Genomic DNA, 19,677 nt, shown 5'->3' on the forward strand with positions numbered 1-19,677 from the left:
GGGCCCCAATGCCGAACAGTACGATTGAAACAAGACACAATCCAAGACTACGTTTGCAGTAACTGAAATAGGTTCTCAGCTTCCCGAATTGAACCAGTCGCCGGGTAATAGATATTCGGAACGAGAATCCGACCGCAAATATAAACGACGGCATGATTGTGTCGGCATAACTGAAATAGAGTTCGTTATGCTTGAAAGTGTGGTACACATTTGCGAACTCTTCCAGGTAAGTCACCAGGAACATACCGAGGACGGTGTAACCACGAAATTGATCCATCGAAACGACGCGAGCATCGACGCCAACAGGGGGGCGTACTGGACTATCAGACATCATTACGGATAACCTCAAGAATGAACCAGGAGGAGGGAATGCCAAGTAGACTTGCGAAGCTACTGCCGGAGTGTGTGATGCCTATTAATCATTTTCTATGGGATTAGATTACCACTTTGATGTCCAGGAGAGTACCTAAAGGCAATATTTCCTATAATCAATATAAATTTATGCACAAAAAAAGCCTGATCCTCCAGCCAGAGATCAGGCTTTTTCTATTTCGATCGACGGGGTCACTGTCAGTCGCCCATCAATTTTCGCGCGAGTCGCTTCAGCGCTTCGTTTTCGATCTGGCGAACTCGTTCGCGGGTCAGTCCCAGACTCTCGCCGATTTCTTTCAGCGTGCTGGGTTCTTCACCATCAAGACCAAAACGCATTCGCAGAATGCTCGACTCTCGCGGGTCCATCTCTTCCAGCAGACGATAGACATGTTCCAGGTTGTCGCTGTTGATCAGGTCGTCTTCGGGACTTTTCACTCTCTCATCTGGAATGATGTCTCCGAGCGTCCGACCATTTTCCTGGTTGCCGTCGGTCTGGGGGGTGGCGTTGTAAAGCTGAATCGCCTTCTTGACGATGCCCAGCTTCTTTTTATTCAGTTGCAGCTCCTTGGCAACTTCCTCCATCGTTGGCGTGCGGTTGAATTCGTCCTGCAGCTTGGCAGTGGCGCGTCTCCACTTAGTAAGCAGTTCAACCATATAGGCTGGAATGCGGATCGTCTTGGCGGAATTGATGATCGCACGCTTGATTGACTGCTTGATCCAGTAACTGGCGTAAGTACTGAACCGGGTATTCATACCGGGGTCGAAACCTTCAACCGCACGCAAGAGCCCGAGGTTCCCTTCCTCAATGAGGTCCTGAATCGGCAAACCTTTATTGGTATAGGCTCGCGCAATATTCACGACGAGACGCAAGTTGGCACGGACCATTCGGTCGCGGGCCAGCATGTCTCCATCGCCGATTCGATACGAGAGTTCCTTCTCTTCATTCGCGGTGAGAAGCGCTGTCTCGTTAATTTCACGAAGGTACGTCTCCAGAGGAGCTTGTACATTGGAACTACTGCGGCGCTGAACTGTCGTCTTTTGCATCAGATACCTGCCGTACTTCAGTCAGATTGACTCATATATCAGGGAAACCAGGCGGGCTCAGAAATTCTGAACAAACCTGCACGTCCAGTCCGAGAATGTAAAACCTCTGTCTCAAATAACATCACCACAGAGATTTCACCGGAACCGAGTCTTGTCATTCAAAGCACTACAGCCCCGGTTCAGGACTAAACGTCACAAAAAGTAATGTGGTGCCTAAGGCATATCGTCGTCCGGTCAAACGAAGCTCGACTTTACCTGCACTTATTGCCGAATAACGCTGTGAAGCTGTACGGATTGCGCAGATTTAACGCTTCTGACGACAAAATGGGTTTTGATTGACGATCACGAAATCTGAGAACGCGAGGCGAACTCTGCCGGCTCCGTGAACTAGGTAGTTGGCCGCGGCCCCTGCTTCGGGATATAATGAAAACAGAGTGAAATCCGCCAGTTTTCGAGCTTGGTGGTTTTCTCTGACAAACGCAGGCCAAACTTTTTATGAACAGTTCAAACTCGTCTTCGACGTTCACACCATGATTATCCCATCTCGACCATTTGCCGAAACAGATTTTGCCTGCCTCAATGAGCCTCTTCTCTTTTCTAAATAAAGCTGGTAATAAACCGGCCCGCGTGGATCTCAAACAGAGATTCCAAATGCAAGCGACGGCTGGGCCGGGCAGTATGTCCAAAGTTTGGCGGGCCACGGACAATGAAACCGGCGAACGATATGCCATCAAGATTCTCGATAAGGTCAAAACGGCCAAGTTGGAAGAGCGTTACCAGACAGTGAACAAACCGAGCGAAGCCGAAATCTCGCTGCAGCTCGACCACCCTAATATTGTGAAATCTTACGAAGCTGGTTTCACTCTGGAAGACGAACCCTATCTGCTGATGGAACTGATCGACGGTGTCAGTCTCAGCAACCTCGTCGAACTGCAAAATACTCGCATCAAGAAGCAGGCTCTGTCGTTCATGATTCAACTGGGTCAGTCCCTCGTCTATCTCCATGAACAGGGATTTATGCACCATGATCTCTGTCCCCGAAATGTCATGGTGACTGTCGATAACCGGGTGAAGCTGATCGACTTCGGGCTCGCGGTTCCCAATACTCCCGATTTTCAGAAACCGGGCAATCGCACAGGAACGGCCCAGTACATGGCGCCAGAATTGATCAAACGCCAGCGAATTGACCAGCGAATCGACGTCTTCGCCTACGCGCTCACCTGCTATGAGATCGTTACAGGAAAGTTACCCTGGAATGCGGGGGACTCATTCGAGTCGGTACTCAAATGCATCAATGCACCTCCCACCGATATCCGGGAATACAGCCCCAAACTGGACGCACAATTGGCTGAGGCCATTATGAAAGGGGCCGCACCCAACCCAGATGACCGTGCCCAGACCATATCGGAAATGGTTGATCAGTTTGTGCAGATATATCGCCGGTTGAAAGCTCGAAAAAGATCTCAAAGTTGACGTCCAAGATTGCAGATGCGGACCGTCTGCTTTAGGATCCTGCCTGACTCGACCGCGGCAGGCGACTCATTGGAACGCGCCACTCTTAGATTGCCGCATATTCTTCAGCACGGATGAACGCCCCCCAATCGATGTCTGCACACCTTTCCAGCTTAAATCCTCCTCAACGTGATGCCGTACTAGTCAAGGAAGGCCCACTGCTCGTACTCGCAGGTGCTGGTACAGGGAAAACCCGCGTCATCACCTACCGCATGGCAGAACTCATTCGGCAAGGGGTCTCTCCCGATCAAATCCTCTCGGTGACCTTTACCAACAAAGCGGCAAAGGAGATGGGCGAAAGAACCAAGGTTCTGCTGGGTGGCAACCTGAGAGTGCGTCCCTTCATTTCGACCTTTCACTCATTGTGCGTTCGTATCCTGCGACAAGAGATCGAGAACCTCGGTTATCCCAAGACCTTCGCGATTTACGACCGGGGCGATCAGGAATCAGCCGCTCGCACCGCGCTCCGCGATTGTCGAATGGCCGACTCTACCCTGCGTCCGGGTGACCTGCTCAACCTGATCAGCCGTTGGAAAATGGCCGGGGAGAACCCGCGGACTGCCCCTGATCTTGCGACCAACGATAAAGAGTTTCTCGCGGCCGTCGCATTCCGTCGTTATCAGAACAATATCAAAGCCTCCGGTGGAGTCGACTTCGATGACCTCCTTCTGCTAACGGTTGACCTGTTCAAGCAATTTCCGGAAGTCCTGGAAAAGTATCAGGAGAAATTCCAATACGTTCAGATCGATGAATATCAGGATACTAACGGAGTTCAGTTCAATCTGATTAAATCACTCGTCGCGAAACATAATAATTTGTGTGTCGTGGGTGACGATGACCAATCGATCTATGGTTGGCGGGGTGCGGAAGTGACTCACATCCTGAACTTCCAACAACATTTCCCCGGCGCCACCGTCGTTCGTCTGCAGGACAACTACCGTTGCACGGTGAACATTATCGACCATGCCAACCGGCTTGTGAAACATAATAAAGGTCGCCACGACAAGACACTCATCGCTCATAAATATGGCGAAGACGATGTCCGCATCCGCGAGTACCCCAGCGAGACGGATGAAGCGGAATGTGTTGTGCGTGAAATTGAATACCTGGTCAATTACAAAAATGTCCCCGCTGAAGATATCGCGATTCTGTTCCGCACAAATGAACAACCTCGACCTTTTGAGACCGAACTTCGCCGACGCAATATTCCTTACAACCTCGTCGGAGGGCAATCATTCTTTGATCGCCGCGAGATTCGGGACGTGATGAGTTACCTCAAAATCTTTCTCAATCAGAAAGATGAAGTCTCACTCCTCCGCATCATCAATCGACCGACGCGCGGAATCAGCACGGCGACGGTCGAAAAGTTAATGAAACATGCAGTCGCTCACAAAAAGCCGATACTCGGTTGCGCCGAAGAAGTTGCCGCATCCGACGGACTGTCCAAAGCAGCCGTCGCGGCCGTCGGTCAGTTTGATAGATTGTTGAAGAAATACCGTGAACGCTTCGCATCTCAACCCCGCGAGATGGACCGTGCCTTAACCGCTCTGCTGGAAGAGATCGATTACAACAGCGAGATTGAAAAGCAATACAAAGAATCGCAACAGCAACTGATGCGTAAGGAAGTTCTCGATCAAATCATCGCGGGGATGAAGGAATATCAGAATCGGGAAAGTGAACCAAGCCTGGCCGGTTTTCTCGATGAAGTCTCCCTCGATGGCGAAGATGCCTTCAACGAGAAAGAAAAAGTAGAAGCCCATAAAGTGACTCTCATGACGTTGCATAGCGCAAAAGGGCTGGAGTTTCCGCGCGTTTATCTCATCGGGCTGGAAGAGGGTCTCTTACCACATAAGCGATCGATCGATGCTGACAACGATGCCATTCAGGAAGAACGTCGACTGGCCTATGTGGGTATTACTCGCGCCAAAGACTATATCTCGATCAGTCGCGCCGTCACCCGCGCCAAATACGGAAAACGCAGCCGCACCATCCCCTCCCGCTTCCTCCACGAAATGCTGACCGACGCCGCGGTGGAGAAGATGATCGAAGAGGCCGAAGAAGCCGAAGCGGAGTGATTGTGAAATCTGGTTGACAACACGATGACAGCAGTTGTATGCTTATGTAACAGCACACTTCCCATTCATCGCGAAACGTCTCATTCATGGCCGAATTTTCAAAGCTAAACTCACGTAAAAAGGTGACTCCCGTCGCCGTTTTGCTGATAGTTATCGTCGTGATCTTGCTGATCGTCGGCGGCTTTCATCGACACCAGGTTCGAAGTCGATATCTGAGGCACGGAAGTGAAACGAAATTCATCGAGACAGAACGCGTCGTGCCAAGTTGGATGGAAACCCTCGGCGTCGCTAGTTGGCTTCCTGAGACGATGTTCCAAAAACCTCGTAGCGTTTTCTCCTAATCCGACGAGGAGTTGCTGCAGATGAATCGATATTTTGACCTCAGCGGTGTGCGATACATTGGGTTGAGTGGTCCAGAAATCACCGAAGCCGCGATTCCTGTACCCAATGGCTGTCCGGAATTAAAAGAACTACAACTCACATATACATCGATAACGACTTCAGGCTTATCACAACTCACCGTCAAAGATAATATTACCAGTCTGCAGATATCGACAGCAGCAGTCAGTGACGAATTCTTCGCACATCCGTCACAGTTTCCCCAACTGCAGCAACTCTTTCTTAATAGCGATCAGCTTACGAATGACGGCCTGTCCTCCCTTTGTCAGATCAGTTCGTTGAGGACACTCCACCTGACGCAATCTGAAGGAGTCACTAATGCCGTTATGGATCATATTGCTTACCTAAACAATCTTGATCGACTCTCACTGCATAACGTCGATATCTCTCGGTTCCGTCTCGACCTGAAGTCCCCACTAACTCATCTGCACATCACTGGAGAAATAATCGATCAGCTCCCCGATCAGCTGGTCGAACAAATATGCAATACGACGAGTCTTAAAACTCTGGAACTAGAGCAATGTTCGATGACCGAGGCAGACTTACTCCGCATTTGTGACCTTCCACTGCTGACCTGTCTGAATATTCCCAACATGGACGTTACCTCTGCAGTGATCGAAAAGATCGCCACCAAGGGCAGGTTCGATTATCTCGGATTATCTGCCGATCGAATCACCGAACAACAGGTGTCGCAGTTGAACGAGCTCTCGGCTTTTCCTGATTTGCGGCTAGGACTGAATTTTCAGAAACCCAAAGAATCGGCCACAGCATACGACCATTTGCTCGTACTGCAACCGGAAACCACCTTAAGGTTCACCCGCATCAAACTGACTGAGAAACATCGCCGAATCTTTAACAAGAAGAATGTTGCTTCCATCCAACTGGTTGGAGTTACCTTGCCTGATGACGGACTGAAATCGTTCAAGAGGACCAATCCCGTCTGGGGAATTCGCATATATGATGTCCCACTCTCGATAAGTGATGTAAGACACATCGCTAAATACAATATTGAAGACGAATTAATTCTGTTCAAAACGGGCTTGGACGAAACGATGATTCCAGCCCTTTTTGAACAGTCGTCGCTGCCCCGCTACCTAGACATCAAGTTTAACAAGTTGACCAGAGATACGCGTGACCAGTTACTCGAACAATTCCCTCAAAATCTCTTGATCTTCTAGTTCGATCACCTGTTCGAGAAATAAATCTCTATGCAAATCCCTCCTACGATCAGTCTAACAACCCGTCAAATCAAGGTACTGTTGGTGGTCGTCTTCCTTTTGGTGATATTCCTCTTCATTGCTAACGAATACCAGAAGCACCAACGGCGTAAACACCTCATTCTCTTCCAGAATGAGATTCGGACCATATTTTCCGAACAACGTATTCCAGAATGGATCAACTCCTACGGTCTTTCGGAGTGGGTGACGGAGACGATGTATCATGCGGTCACTTATGCGAAGTGCTATTCGGATGAGGAATTTATGGAGGTCGTCGAGTTATTCGATCTGGATAACCTCGATACGATGATGCTCTCAGGTAAGAAGATTACCGATAACTCAATCAGGCTACTCAATCGGCTCCCGAATCTTAAAGAACTTGAGTTGTTCAACACATCGATCACGCCCTCGGGGATGCAAGAATTCACCAACACGCGACAGCTTTCTGTTTTCAGGGCTAGCGGCGCAGGAATCGATGACCAGTTTTTTAGTGATTCGTCAAGATTCCCTGTGCTTAGAAAGGTGGATATATACAGAGAGAATCTCACTGATCAAGGATTCTCCCAACTCTGCCGATTGACGACGCTGGAAGAGTTATCGGTTTACGAATGCTCGAAGATCAAGGGAACGGCATTGGAGCAACTTTCGAAGCTCCCCAACCTCACTTCGCTTCAATTGTATGATCTGAACATTGAGCAGAAAGCGATTTCGAAGATTCATCTGAATACTAAACTGCAATCTCTCTATTTATTCCTCCCACAAGTGGGCGAGCTTCCTTCCGAGCTTGCCGACGGTATCGCCCGGTTGCCGAACCTCACATTTCTGCACCTTCAGGGGATGAGAATAAACGAGAATGTCCCCCTAAAACTTGCCGACATCAATGGTTTAGATGCGATCTCGCTACCCGACAGCCCGATTTCTACTGAATTCCTGCTGCGGGTGATGGAGAAAGGGAGTCGTGCCGAACTGACCCTGTCTGCCAATCATTTGACGTCTGAACAAATTGAAATTCTCAATCGGTTCTATCCAGATGCAGGGCCGGGGACGGGGCCAGATCTCTTTTTTTCAGACCAAGGACCAATTCCTACGAATTTCGATCCACTTCTGGAATTACGACCCGCTCCACGCGACCTGACCTTCTTTCGATTGAAACTGACCAAAAGTCACATCGATTTCATCAAAAAAGTAAACCCAAATGGTCTAGCAATGATGGAAGTGATTCTTCCGGAAGAGGGACTGAGCTGGATTAATGATCTCAGCTCTCTCGGAAAAATTGCTATCAGTACCATGCCCATTTCGAATACGAATTTACGGCAGTTGAACTCGCCCCGTTTCGGGGCGCTACTCTTGTTCGACACTGGGCTGGACGAGTCTTCGGTGGAGGTCATCAAAAAACTCGATCCCATGCCGAAAAGGATACGATTGTTTTACCATGACATCCCACGTCATTCCCGAGAGGAACTGATATACGGGCACCCCAAGTCCAATTTTCACTTCTAAGCCCGGGTGGCTCCCGTCTTGATTCCCGGTCCGATTTCAAGGTACTATACAGCCCCTTCATGGCGGACGTCAGGATGCGTTCTATTTTGGATTGATCAGAGGAGTTTCAGGGATGAGTTCAGGTACACCACAGCCCAGTCGGAATCGGTTGGATTCCATTGGCGAGAGTTCGATCGATCCCGCTCTCTGGGAGGAAACACCGGTTATTGAACCGGAAGAGTTGACCGAGGCCATCGTCAATTCCTGCGAATACTTCTTCGATCAGCAAGCCCCCGCAGGCTATTGGGTGGGAGAATTGCAGGGTGATACAATTCTGGAATCGGAATACGTCCTGCTGCTTACCTATCTCGGCAAAGAAGACTCCCAAGACGTTGAACTGGCCGCGAACTACATCGTCTCTCAACAGACGTCCGAGGGAGGCTGGGCGACGTACCCGGGTGGGCCAACTGACATCTCCGTTTCGGTCAAAGCCTACCTCGCTCTGAAAATCGCTGGACACGATCCCGAGTCAGAAAGAATGCAGCGGGCACGCGAAGCCATTCTCGCTGCGGGTGGAGCAGAGAAGATGAACAGCTTCACCCGGTACTACATGGCCGTGTTGGGAATCCTCTCCTGGCAGCAATGCCCGGCAGTTCCTCCCGAGTTGATGTTGCTCCCCAAATGGATGCCGTTCAACATTTACGACATGTCCGCCTGGTCACGGACCATCGTGGTTCCTCTCAGTATTATCTGGAATTACAAACCGGTTCGCCAGATCGACTCCAAATTTCACATTGATGAAATCTTCGTTAAAACCGCGCAAGAATTACCTGCCAGCATGCCGAAGTCGACTGTCGTTGATGACACCGGAAAGAAACGGCTTATTGACTGGTGGCGGTTCTTCCAGATCACCGACAGCGGGTTGAAGTGGATCGACCGATTACGGCTGCGCCCTTTCAAAAATATAGCTGCGAAAAAAGCGGAAGAATGGATGCTACATCGATTCGCCGGAAGTGATGGTCTGGGTGCGATTTTCCCACCGATCATCTGGAGCATTATTTCTCTAGGATGCCGTGGATATAAAGAAGATGCTCCCGAAATCCAGGCCCCTCATGAAGAATTGAATCGGTTGAAGATTTACGAGGACGATACCCTCCGCCTGCAACCTTGCAAATCCCCTGTTTGGGATACAGCGATTACTACCATCGCGTTGAGAGAGGCAAATGTTTCCCCCGATCATCCGTCGCTGCGAAAATCAGTTGATTGGTTACTCTCCAAAGAGGTCCGCACTGAAGGTGACTGGGCGGAGAATTTGAAGGGAGCCGAACCAAGCGGTTGGTTCTTTGAATTCGAAAACAAGTTCTATCCGGATACCGATGATACATGCATGGTACTAATGGCGCTATGTCGATCCTTACCTGAGAATAATGTGGGACAGTGGTCAGCCGACCTGCTACTCGACGACTGGAGCCCACACGAAATCGACAAAGATGTCTCGGCGATTATTTCCACCCGGGCCAGCGATATCTATGACGCGACGACTCAGATTGATCGACTGACTCCCATCCTCAATTCACTCCGCCGAGGTTGCCGTTGGGTTCTGGCGATGCAGTCCAAAGATGGGGGTTGGGGCGCGTTCGACCCGAACAACACGAGAGATATCTACACCCAGGTTCCTTTCGCCGATCACAATGCGATGATCGACCCGAGCACCGTGGATCTGACCGGTCGTATGCTGGAGATGTTCGCCACACTGAACATCTCTCGCAACCACTCCGCAGTGAAGCTGGCTCTCCAGCATGTCTGGAAAAACCAGGAACGCGACTTTACCTGGTTTGGTCGCTGGGGTGTGAATTACATTTATGGTACCTGGCAATGTCTGGTCGGTCTGGCCGAGATCGGCGTCCCTGCCCATGACGTTCGTGTGATCAAAGCGGCACAGTGGCTGAAAGAATGTCAGCAGTCCGACGGTGGTTGGGGCGAAACGGTCGCGACCTACGATAATCCAACATTAAAAGGAACGGGCACCACGACACCCTCGCAGACCGCCTGGGCACTGATGGGGCTAATGGCGGCTGGTGAAACTCAAACACCCGCGGTTGCCCGTGGAGTAAAATTCCTGCTGGATCGACAAGAGGAAGAGGGAACCTGGGAAGAAACAGAGTTCACAGGGACCGGCTTTCCCCGCGTCTTCTACCTGCGATATCACGAGTACCGCAACTACTTCCCGTTGATGGCTCTGGCTCGTTTTCGCCGCCTCATGCAGGAAGCGGAATCGCGTCAACGGTAGATCGCTGTCGTCAATTGAGCGTCTCTGTCTGGGGATCAATCGCGAAGCTGATCTGCTCGAACTTGACTGCCTGGCAAAGATCATAGATTTCCAGCACCGTCTGCATGGTGACTTCATCTCCAGCATCGATAATCACGGGCATCTCTGTAGTGAAGCTGGCCAGTTCCCGCAGATTCGTTTCCAGCTCGTCCAGGCTCGAGAGTTCCCGGTCATTAATCTTAATAAGCGAGACTCCTTCCGTGGTCTGATCAAGCGTGATCCAGGCTCGGTCGACTGGTGGCCGTTTTTCATTAGGAGTCTGGCTCTCCACATTTCCGGCCGCTAGCGGAGTCGGTAGAAGAAACTCTTTCAATCGGCCTGCCGATGCACACACGAAGAAGATCAGCAGCAGGAAGACGACATCGATCATAGGTGTCATCACCCGCTCGGTGTCTCGAGTTCGCATTTGCCGATAGGTCGGTATTCGCACGCAGCCATTCCTTGAAACTGGTTATCATCATCCATGAATCGATTCCACTCAGCTCAGAGTAAATTGAGCCTGACTGTCGGGATTAATCGAGCAGGAAAAACCGCTCAGCTTGTTCGACTGTCTTCGGATCTTTCTCCCGGATATCGTCCAGGTAATTTTTGGCCTCAGCCGCGACGTTCTGTGCGTCTTCATCGGCATCGTCTTTAGAGCCGGCCTGAATCGCCGACAGATAATACCGAATGATGGCCCGTTTAATCGCGCCGATTTCATACCCCTCGGCCCCATACATTTCATGGAGACGATCGAGAATGGACCAATCCTGCCAGCGGGCAAGGTCGCCAATCACAAGGTCAACGAGTTCTTTTCGTTCGAGCAGAATTCGCATCGACTGACGAAGGCGTTCTTTAGAAATTCGCTCGTCGCCATAGTTCCACATGAACCGGACCGCCTGCATGGCTGAGTAGGTCTCACTGAATGGCACTTCGGCGGAAGGTTTGAGTTTACGATCTTCAATTACCTTCAAGCCATCTTCCTTAGTCAGGACAAGGTATCCGGCCATAATTCCGTCGATTCCCAAACGGAAGTCGGTCTTCTGCTCGGTAATTTTCTCTTCCAGCAGTTTGGCATCCTCGTCTTTACCGCACAAACCGAGCATCAAGCCATACAGGCCCATACGGGTTGAAAGTGTTGCGGCGCGAATCTGATCCTGGGGGTCATCAGAATATGCTGCCAGCACCCACTCCCGCAGTTTCTCGCGGGGCATTTTGTCGGCGAGTGGAACAATGTCTTCATAAGGGGCGTTTGCGAACTCTGCATAAGCGTCATTCGCGACCAACTCCTCGGGAAACTCGAGGAACTGAATGTAATATTCGAGCCGTTTCGTGGTTGGCACTTCCATTGCTGGTGCCTGCATTATGTAGTCGTAACTAAGATCCGAAACGTCCAGTGGAGAGTCCCAGTCGACTGAAGTTTCTCCCGAAGTCCCCAATAACAGCATTTTCTGGCCTTTTTCCGCCGAACGAAATCGGTTGAGAACGATCTCGTCTCCTTTTTTCAAACCGTTGTCTGACTGTTTGACCACGGCGACAATCTTCAGGTGAGTCTGGCTCGCCTCGTCCGCCGTACCCCGCTCGGAAGATTGCCATTCTGCCAGCACGACCGCGTCTGACTGGTTTACCTGTTCCGCTAATGTCAACGAGGGTGCGCTACAGAACGGACAAGCGACGACAGCGGTTTGAAAAGAATAGCCTCCCACCAACGCCAAGCACATCACTACCAGTGAGTACCTGAATTTCGCACTTCGAATTCGTGATGGAATAGACATATCATAAACCTCTTTTTGATTTGCAGGCGAGTTAATTCAGGTTGCAGGAGGGAAAGTTTAAAGGTGGAACGAGGAGGGGAAATAATAAGAAGGTGACAAGCCTTGGGTTCGTTGACTGGTACTTAATCTGAAGCTTACTTCTGAATGATGACCGCCTCATCGATTTGATATAACTTCAACAGTTTATCGTCGTCCCAAGCTTCGGGAGTAATGTGAAAACGTCCCACCACATCGAAAGGCCGGTTGGGAATGTAATTGGTTGTGGTTCCCTCTTTCAACTTTACCCGAATGATATCATAGATTTTGGGGTCGCGACCGAAACAGCAAATATCATTATCACGGGCAAGCAGGAACTTTTCGATTCCTGTTTCCTGAAAGGGAGGGTACATGAACCCGCGGATTCGAATCCGCTGACCATCCAGCATCATCAGCCAGTCTGGAAAATGATCAACCGCATCCAACGGAACCGGTTCCATGTTCAGCACTTTCAACAGGTCAATGTCGTCATAACTGATCTGTAGAGCTTTTTCCTTACCAACCTTTTTGAAGCTGTTCTCTTCTACGAGCAATTTAATCTTGCGTAGCTCTATAACAGCTTCCGGACGAGGTGCCATCACGGGTTCGCGCGACAGAATACTCTCTTCCTGGATATTCGTGGCTATCGATACCGCAGAAACTGTGGGCTCTGATGAAGATTGTTCAGAGACTTCCTCACTCGTAACTTCGTCATTCTCCAGCGGAGCGGATGACGCGCTCTGAGAAGTGTCGGGCGTGCTGTCTTCCTCCGAGGAGGCAGGTTCTTCGTTTGGCTTGTCCTCGGATCCGGAATTTTTGCCGCCCTGCTTTTCCGGTAGAAGTTCTTGCATCACTTCCACCTCTTCTGGAGATGGAAAGACTTTTTCGAAAGCTTTCTCTTCGGTTTCTTCGCTCAAGGGCAAATCGCCTGGAGTCATGACCGGAGCCGCAGAAGTGGCCGAAGCAGGACTTTCGTACTTGGACGTATCGATATTCTGTTCACATCCACAGAAATAACAAAGCATCCCACCTAGTATTAGCAAGTTCAGATGATATTTCATTCTGCCCCAAAGGACGTTTTAGCCCGTCCGAATTGTGTCGCTTCCAAAACGTATACCGGCTGTCCGGAAGGAGCATCTGGATATGCTCGCAGAGTTCCCGCGACAGAAACCAATCCTTGTCGGTAGTCGACGGTTTGTCCATCCTGCATGACAACTTGCATATTGTCGTAAGGAGCCGGATCTCCACCGAAGCAGCATTTACCGTTGTCTTTAAGCAGAATGAATTTCTCCATATTCTGCCCCATATTTGTATTCCACATGTAGCCTTTAAGAAAGACTTTCTGATCCACAAATTTCTTTGCTACGACAGGCGGGATCATACGACGACCATTGGCATCTTCGTCAAACTGCTCTTGGGAAATCTCATGAGAGAAATGAACTCGCAGATAACCGTCCGGTACTTCTGTCGCATAGGCGTATGCATGCGAGCTGATACCGAGAGTAAAGCAGGCGATTGAGCCGTAGAAGCCTGTTTTCGCCAAGCCCATTCCGCCGAATTCGCCTGCTCCTTTGCGAATCGTCCGCAACGCAATCCAACTGACAATTATCCCACCGAGGGCGACAAATATTCCGATTAGCGCTAAAAATGCAGACAGGCTGAAGACAGCCAGTGCAACTCCGACGGCAGCCATCATGGGAATTGGCTTATAGTCGAAATCGTTGAATTGATCGTCCTTAGACGTGAACGTAGTGTCACCTGTTAATGACGCGGCATCTGGTGTCGACATGGTTTAATACTCGACTGAAAAAAGGACCATCCGATTGGATGACGACCTACAGAATAAGATGGAACAATAAAGGGTATATATAGAGCTTCAATCATATCAGGATACGAAGCCGTTTCCAGTATTGATGTCCAAAATGTACTGAAATGAGAGAGCCCGCCTGCTACTCTTCTCTACGATCAGATCAAGAAGCCTGATTGAAAAATTCATGGCAGATTAACAGAGTCGCATCTCGCCAGATTTACGCTGGCACGGGTCGCCTCAGTTCTAACTGCAACACCAAGACGACCTATCTCAATACCAATCAAAGACTTACGGCTCTATTCCGACAAGACATCGGCAACATTTGTACGATAAGCGGTAATTCCGGGGAGAAATCCGATCAGAGCGGCGAGCACCAACAGGACAGGGAACAGGGTTAATTCCAACGGTTCGAACGCGAATCTTTCGATCACCAGACCGGTATTATTTTCGATGATCGGGGCCCCGAAGTAAAACAGACCATGCCCCAGCAATAACCCCAGGATTCCCCCCCCCAAGCAGAGCAGAATCGATTCCGTCAGGATGATGGCAAAAATAGTCTGTCGCTGTGCACCGAGTGATCGCATGATGGCGATCTCTTTACGTCGGTCGGCCATCGAGTTGTAGATGCTGACGAAAATGCCGATCCCGGACACAATGATGATTAATCCGATCAGGACCAACATCATTTTCTGCACGTTGCCAATCAGACTTTCCATCAGGTCTGTCATAACTTGAACAGGATTAACCGCCTGTGCCTGAAAGCCCGTTTTGAGTTCGTTCATGAACGAGTACGCCATGTAGTCATCCTGGTCTTTCATCATTAGAAAGACAGAGGTGACCTCTTTCAACTCATCCGGTAATCCGTGATTGTGGCTATGTCCGTGATCGTGCCCGTGGTCATGCCCGTCATCGTCTCCATGATCGTGATCGTGGTGTGCCGCCTCAGAAGCAGCATGTTCACGCAACTCCTTAATTCGCTTTTCTCCTCCGGGAATGCCCGCTGGATAAAATTTTTCCAACTGGGCAATCGATTCTTCAACTGGCTTCTCATGGCCACTGACCAGGTAGAAACCTTTCAGGTTAACGAAAACAGTTCGGTCGTTGGGCGTTCCCGTGCGTCCGAGAATATCTACCACCTCAAATTCTTCGTCATGAGTATGGCCCGTATCGGCGCCACCATGAACGAGTTTGAATTTGGCCCCGACATCCCAACCATTTGTTCGTGCCACTTCCGCACCGACGATCGCATCAAAACTTCCACTGAAACCATTTCTTGCCTTCACACGAAATTTTTTGCCTGATGCATATGGTAGCTCGAAGTACCGGCTGACTGTTCCCACGATTGGAAACGACCCTTCCTCAGTCACGTCACCCAAAGCAACGGGGATCGCCTCTTCCACACGAGGATCCTCCTTGAGTTGCTTATAGTACAGATAGGGAAGGTTTTCGATTGGTGGGCTGACTCGGTAAACGGAACTGAGTACCAGATCGACTTTACTTCCTTTTGGGCCGACGACGAGTTGATAATGTGCCCCGGACTGTCGGAACGAACGTTCGATTACGCCGTAGAAAACGAGAACTGTCACCATCAACATGACACCAAGCGCCATGTTGAATGCAGTGAGCGAGGAAGCCAGACTACGCTGACGAATACTTTTCCAGGCAATTTGTATAAGACTCATGAGGGATGATCCAACAGGCTGAGCAGAAGTTGTAACAGAGGCTTGGGCTCAGATTATCTATAGCGATTTTGAACGAAGTTCGAAAAATGGGTTTCCGACCGGAACAGAAGGGGACTGGCCTACATTTTTGAGGCAGCGAGAAGCTCTTCCGGTTTATTGAAGTCTGACAGAGTCTCGACACGTCCGTACTGTCCTGCAACCTCTTCGGAGTGGGTCACCAGCAACAGGCTCACTTTATGTTCGTTGCAGACGTCTCGAATCATTCGTAGAACATTGTCCTGGTTACGAGAGTCGATACTCGCGGTCGGTTCATCGGCGAGTAGTAATTTCGGCTTGTTGGCAAGCGCCCGGGCAATGGCGACTCGTTGCTGTTCTCCGACGGAGAGTTTGCTCGGCCGGTGCGACAGTCGATGTTTTAATCCGACTTCATCCAGCAGGGCGATGGCTTCTTCCCGGTTGGCTTTCTTTCCGGAAAAACTCATCCCAAGCAGAACGTTCTCCAAAGCTGTGAAGGCCGGCAGCAGATTGAATGTCTGAAAAATGTACCCAATCTTCATCGCCCGAAATCGGTCGCGAGCCGGTTCACCTAACCCGGCTATATTCACCTGATCGATAATCACTTCTCCCGAATCAGGCGTGTGAATACCAGAAATCAGATGCAACAAAGTTGTCTTGCCGCCGCCGCTGGAACCAATCAGGGCAACTTGTTCCCCGGATTTGATCTCAAAATGTTCAATGTTGATGATCGGCAGTTCGTTGCCGTCCGGTTCGCGGAACGATTTCTTCAGCCTGCGGAGCAATAAAGACATGTCAGCAATTCTAACGGGTGATAGCGGGTGTGGTGGGTTGCGGGCAGATCACTGCGAGAGCCTAATCAATCATCTACTCTGAGTATAGCGACGGCTTTCTTATTTGCAACTCAGTTGCAATAGATGGGTCAGGTCGGCCTAAGGTCTTACTCTTGTTTACGACGCTACACTAAGTATGTGAGAAGTGAATTCCTGAGTCGTAACCAGTTTTAGAGAACAATTTGAGCGATTTTTGCTCTCTGTTCAGTCTTCGACTAATAGGGTCTTCGATTATCAAGGACTGTATTTACTGAGGTCTTCCGTTGTTAGTCTCTTCCGTGATCAGGGGAACAAACCGGCAGCGGCACAATTCTTCTTCCTTTATTCGCTCTCCACACCGTTTCAGGCGATACAAAATTTGAACAGGGTCCGTGCCAACGGGAATGACCATTCGCCCTCCATCCTCCAGTTGCGAGACCAATTTTTGCGGTCTCTCAGCGGCGGAAGCTGTTACGATGATCGCTGAATAGGGAGCTTGTCCTTCCCAGCCAAGGGCCCCATCTCCGAAGTGGTATTCGATATTCTCATATCCCAATTCCGTGAGAAGCTGTTTGGCCGAAGAAGCCAGATCTTTAATTCGTTCAACCGTGACGACTTTCCCACAGAGTTGGGCGAGAATTGCCGACTGGTAACCACTTCCCGTACCGATCTCCAATACCGTTTCATTCCCCCTCAATTGCAGGGATTCGGTCATCATGGCCACAATTGAGGGTTGAGAAATGGTTTGCTCGTTTCCAATCGGCAGCGCCCGGTTCTCATAAGCAAGTGGATGCAGCGACTCCGGCAGGAATCGTTCCCTGGGCGTTTTTAGAATCGCATCCAGAACCCGATTGTCCTCGATCCCTTCGGATTTCAACTGTTGAATCAGACTGTCAGCCTGTTCGGAGAACGTCATCGCTTACTCCTTCAATCCGATCCTCCTGAGGAAACCGAACTCACAGGCAAGGGAGGAAGTTGATCTTCCAGTTTGCCACGCGTCTTCAGCAAAATAATCGCCCCTTCAATAACCATCCAAATCTGGAGGCCTAAAGCGAGCAGACCAATCAGGAAGAGTAAATGTTTGTTCGACCATTCCCAGACGACAGTTCCGTCGATCATCTCTTTAATAGGCCAGAACCAGCCTGATTCACTACTGAACATATTCCAGAGCAGGGCATAAGCAGGCATCAACAGCATGAAGACCATCGGAATGGCGGCAAACCAGATCGGTTTATTGCGACGCCATAAATAAATCACAATCACCATAAAGGCCAAACCGGCGAGCAACTGATTCGTTGCCCCAAACAGAGGCCATAGAATCAAGCCGCCCGTACCATAGGGTTGCCCTGTAGCCGCCGGAAGCATCGCCATCGCCCCCGCCAGACCAACCGCAATCCCGGTCGCCACATATCGATTATTGAGGGCGCGAATTCCCACCGTCTCTCCGATTTCCTGAACAACATATCTTTGCAAACGGGTCGCGGTATCCAGCGTCGTCGCGGCGAAGCAGGCCACCAACACGGCGATCAGTCCGACACCAAATTTCAGAGGGATACCGACTTGATACAAGAAATTCGCTCCCCCTTCGACGAATGCCCCCAGCATATTCGCCAGTTTGAAATCACTGTAAGTTCTCACGGACTCATTAAAATAGTGAGCTCTCCAAGCCGCTTCACCAGTAACAGTGGCACTCAATGTCGCCTCCTGAATCAGTGATTCTGAAGGAGGACCGAAATCCAGTTTTCCCATTCCGACACCGGCGCTGCAAGCAAGAATCACGAGTACCGCCAGGCCTCCTTCCAGCAACATCGCCCCATAACCGACGTATTGGGCATCGGTTTCTTTATCCACCTGCTTACTCGTCGTTCCACTACTGACCAGACAATGAAACCCACTACAGGCACCACAGGCGATCGTAATAAACAGGAACGGAAAGATGGGCGGCGTGCCGGGTGGCAACTCGGTGGCAATCATCGGCGCGCTGTTCGCGAGATCAGCTCGACCAGAGACGGCGGCGATCATCACCCCGATCACCAATAAGACGAGTGCCAGCACCAATTGCTGACTATTGATAAAATCACGAGGCTGCAGTAACAACCAAACTGGCAGGACCGAAGCCAGATAACAGTAAACGAATAGAATCAGCGTCCAGAATACAATCGGGTTCACGAATTCCGACTCAACTGTAATTGGCCAGTAATAAGCCCCCAAATAGACGGCCCCGTACAGAATGACTAGCGAAATCAACGAAGGGATCGTCAGGTTCCCATTGTATTTGTAGGCCCAGATCCCCATGACCACAGCCAGTGGGATGACAATCCAGGTCGAGAGGACCGATTGCGGGTAATTCTTAAAGATTACGGCGATCACCAATCCGAAGACCGCCAGCACGACGGTCAGTGCCGCAAACAGAACCAGCAGGAATAACAATCGGGCCCGGGGACTGATAATTCGCCCCGCGATCTCCCCCAGAGTTTGTCCGCGATTTCGTAATGATATCACCAGGCTGCCGAAATCATGCACCGCGCCGACGAATATCGATCCAATCAGAACCCATAAGAGCGCCGGCAACCAACCCCAGAAAACGGCGATCGCCGGACCCACGATCGGCCCCGTTCCCGCGATGCTGGTGAAGTGGTGTCCGAAAATGACATTCTTCTTAGTCGGCACAAAATCGATATTGTCCCGCAGTTGATGACTGGGCACCTCGGCAGCCGGATCGAGACCGAAAATCTTGCGGCTCAACCAGCGACCGTAGGTATGGTACGCAATCAGATACCCTACCAGCGAACCAACGGCAATCAGCAGGGTCAGCATTCTTCTTCACTCCCGGGGTGAGACGCTTCGTGTTCGTTCTATATATACAATCTTAGTAGAGGCGCGTTCGACATCGAATTCAGAAGCGACACGTTTCAACTAGCCAAGCCGATTAAGCAAGTCGGCCAGCAACGCCAAATATCCATGCCAATCAGCAATACCTCATTCTCTGAATTGTAAGCGGTCTGCAGACCACTTTCAGCCTACAGACCCTAAATCCGGGTCCAATCCTGTGCGAAACTCTGTGAAATGCTACGAATTACCCCAATCCAACCTTTGTTAGCTGATTTCCGCTTCGCATCTTTTAAATAACTGTTTTTAAAAAGAGATGTAACCAACCCGGTT

Annotated in this window: 15 protein-coding genes and 1 pseudogene; 6 read left to right on the forward strand and 10 right to left on the reverse strand. The window is 50.2% G+C overall.

Features of this window, described 5'->3' with window-relative positions; translation table 11 throughout:
* Positions 1–31: 31 nt before the first annotated feature.
* Positions 32–334, reverse strand: a pseudogene (locus tag Pla110_RS23190) (heparan-alpha-glucosaminide N-acetyltransferase domain-containing protein); the annotation flags it as partial.
* Between the two features lie 236 nt (positions 335–570).
* The gene (locus Pla110_RS15625) at positions 571–1,416 is read right to left on the reverse strand and encodes a sigma-70 family RNA polymerase sigma factor (RefSeq protein ID WP_144996883.1); all 846 of its coding nucleotides are present in this window, start codon (positions 1,414–1,416) and stop codon (positions 571–573) included.
* Between the two features lie 579 nt (positions 1,417–1,995).
* Here Pla110_RS15625 and Pla110_RS15630 point away from each other — a divergent pair.
* The 6 genes from Pla110_RS15630 to Pla110_RS15655 all read left to right on the forward strand — a co-directional run bounded on the left by Pla110_RS15630 (position 1,996) and on the right by Pla110_RS15655 (position 10,388).
* Positions 1,996–2,889, forward strand: a complete 894-nt coding sequence (locus Pla110_RS15630) for a serine/threonine protein kinase (protein ID WP_144996886.1) — start codon at positions 1,996–1,998, stop codon at positions 2,887–2,889.
* A 131-nt stretch (positions 2,890–3,020) separates the two neighbouring features.
* Entirely contained in the window at positions 3,021–5,003 is a 1,983-nt protein-coding gene (locus Pla110_RS15635; RefSeq protein ID WP_231742514.1) for an ATP-dependent helicase, read from the forward strand.
* A gap of 86 nt (positions 5,004–5,089) precedes the next feature.
* Positions 5,090–5,344, forward strand: coding sequence for a hypothetical protein (locus Pla110_RS15640; protein ID WP_144996890.1), 255 nt, complete (start codon positions 5,090–5,092; stop codon positions 5,342–5,344).
* Positions 5,345–5,365: 21 nt separating this feature from the next.
* The gene (locus Pla110_RS15645; protein ID WP_144996892.1) at positions 5,366–6,580 is read left to right on the forward strand and encodes a leucine-rich repeat domain-containing protein; all 1,215 of its coding nucleotides are present in this window, start codon (positions 5,366–5,368) and stop codon (positions 6,578–6,580) included.
* A 30-nt stretch (positions 6,581–6,610) separates the two neighbouring features.
* Entirely contained in the window at positions 6,611–8,119 is a 1,509-nt protein-coding gene (locus Pla110_RS15650) for a leucine-rich repeat domain-containing protein (RefSeq protein ID WP_144996894.1), read from the forward strand.
* Positions 8,120–8,231: 112 nt separating this feature from the next.
* The gene (locus Pla110_RS15655) at positions 8,232–10,388 is read left to right on the forward strand and encodes a terpene cyclase/mutase family protein (protein ID WP_144996896.1); all 2,157 of its coding nucleotides are present in this window, start codon (positions 8,232–8,234) and stop codon (positions 10,386–10,388) included.
* A gap of 10 nt (positions 10,389–10,398) precedes the next feature.
* On the opposite strand, the gene Pla110_RS15660 is transcribed toward Pla110_RS15655, so the two are convergent.
* The 8 genes from Pla110_RS15660 to Pla110_RS15695 form a co-directional block, all read right to left on the reverse strand.
* The gene (locus Pla110_RS15660) at positions 10,399–10,857 is read right to left on the reverse strand and encodes an ExbD/TolR family protein (RefSeq protein WP_144996898.1); all 459 of its coding nucleotides are present in this window, start codon (positions 10,855–10,857) and stop codon (positions 10,399–10,401) included.
* Positions 10,858–10,939: 82 nt separating this feature from the next.
* The gene (locus tag Pla110_RS15665) at positions 10,940–12,181 is read right to left on the reverse strand and encodes a hypothetical protein (RefSeq protein WP_144996901.1); all 1,242 of its coding nucleotides are present in this window, start codon (positions 12,179–12,181) and stop codon (positions 10,940–10,942) included.
* 134 nt (positions 12,182–12,315) lie between these two features.
* Entirely contained in the window at positions 12,316–13,257 is a 942-nt protein-coding gene (locus Pla110_RS15670) for a hypothetical protein (RefSeq protein ID WP_144996904.1), read from the reverse strand.
* A complete protein-coding gene (locus Pla110_RS15675) occupies positions 13,254–13,985 on the reverse strand; it encodes a hypothetical protein (protein ID WP_144996906.1) in 732 nt (243 codons plus the stop codon). The genes Pla110_RS15670 and Pla110_RS15675 overlap by 4 nt, the downstream gene beginning before the upstream one ends.
* 317 nt (positions 13,986–14,302) lie before the next feature.
* Positions 14,303–15,688 (reverse strand): ABC transporter permease, encoded by a 1,386-nt coding sequence (locus Pla110_RS15680; protein ID WP_144996910.1) that lies wholly within the window; start codon positions 15,686–15,688, stop codon positions 14,303–14,305.
* Positions 15,689–15,807: 119 nt separating this feature from the next.
* Positions 15,808–16,497, reverse strand: coding sequence for an ABC transporter ATP-binding protein (locus tag Pla110_RS15685; RefSeq protein WP_144996913.1), 690 nt, complete (start codon positions 16,495–16,497; stop codon positions 15,808–15,810).
* Positions 16,498–16,783: 286 nt separating this feature from the next.
* On the reverse strand, positions 16,784–17,431 hold the full coding sequence (locus Pla110_RS15690; protein ID WP_144996916.1) for a protein-L-isoaspartate(D-aspartate) O-methyltransferase: 648 nt from the start codon (positions 17,429–17,431) through the stop codon (positions 16,784–16,786).
* An 11-nt stretch (positions 17,432–17,442) separates the two neighbouring features.
* Positions 17,443–19,332, reverse strand: coding sequence for a carbon starvation CstA family protein (locus Pla110_RS15695; RefSeq protein WP_144996918.1), 1,890 nt, complete (start codon positions 19,330–19,332; stop codon positions 17,443–17,445).
* Positions 19,333–19,677: the final 345 nt, after the last annotated feature.

The sequence above is a fragment of the Polystyrenella longa genome (genome assembly GCF_007750395.1).
GTDB classification, from domain to species: domain Bacteria; phylum Planctomycetota; class Planctomycetia; order Planctomycetales; family Planctomycetaceae; genus Polystyrenella; species Polystyrenella longa.

Coding starts and splice junctions, on each gene's coding strand:
- Pla110_RS15625 (WP_144996883.1), bottom strand. CDS start 1,416: ATGCAAAAGACGACAGTTCAGCGCCGCAGTAGTTCCAATGTACAAGCT.
- Pla110_RS15630 (WP_144996886.1), top strand. CDS start 1,996: ATGAGCCTCTTCTCTTTTCTAAATAAAGCTGGTAATAAACCGGCCCGC.
- Pla110_RS15635 (WP_231742514.1), top strand. CDS start 3,021: ATGTCTGCACACCTTTCCAGCTTAAATCCTCCTCAACGTGATGCCGTA.
- Pla110_RS15640 (WP_144996890.1), top strand. CDS start 5,090: ATGGCCGAATTTTCAAAGCTAAACTCACGTAAAAAGGTGACTCCCGTC.
- Pla110_RS15645 (WP_144996892.1), top strand. CDS start 5,366: ATGAATCGATATTTTGACCTCAGCGGTGTGCGATACATTGGGTTGAGT.
- Pla110_RS15650 (WP_144996894.1), top strand. CDS start 6,611: ATGCAAATCCCTCCTACGATCAGTCTAACAACCCGTCAAATCAAGGTA.
- Pla110_RS15655 (WP_144996896.1), top strand. CDS start 8,232: ATGAGTTCAGGTACACCACAGCCCAGTCGGAATCGGTTGGATTCCATT.
- Pla110_RS15665 (WP_144996901.1), bottom strand. CDS start 12,181: ATGTCTATTCCATCACGAATTCGAAGTGCGAAATTCAGGTACTCACTG.
- Pla110_RS15670 (WP_144996904.1), bottom strand. CDS start 13,257: ATGAAATATCATCTGAACTTGCTAATACTAGGTGGGATGCTTTGTTAT.
- Pla110_RS15675 (WP_144996906.1), bottom strand. CDS start 13,985: ATGTCGACACCAGATGCCGCGTCATTAACAGGTGACACTACGTTCACG.
- Pla110_RS15680 (WP_144996910.1), bottom strand. CDS start 15,688: ATGAGTCTTATACAAATTGCCTGGAAAAGTATTCGTCAGCGTAGTCTG.
- Pla110_RS15685 (WP_144996913.1), bottom strand. CDS start 16,497: ATGTCTTTATTGCTCCGCAGGCTGAAGAAATCGTTCCGCGAACCGGAC.
- Pla110_RS15690 (WP_144996916.1), bottom strand. CDS start 17,431: ATGACGTTCTCCGAACAGGCTGACAGTCTGATTCAACAGTTGAAATCC.
- Pla110_RS15695 (WP_144996918.1), bottom strand. CDS start 19,332: ATGCTGACCCTGCTGATTGCCGTTGGTTCGCTGGTAGGGTATCTGATT.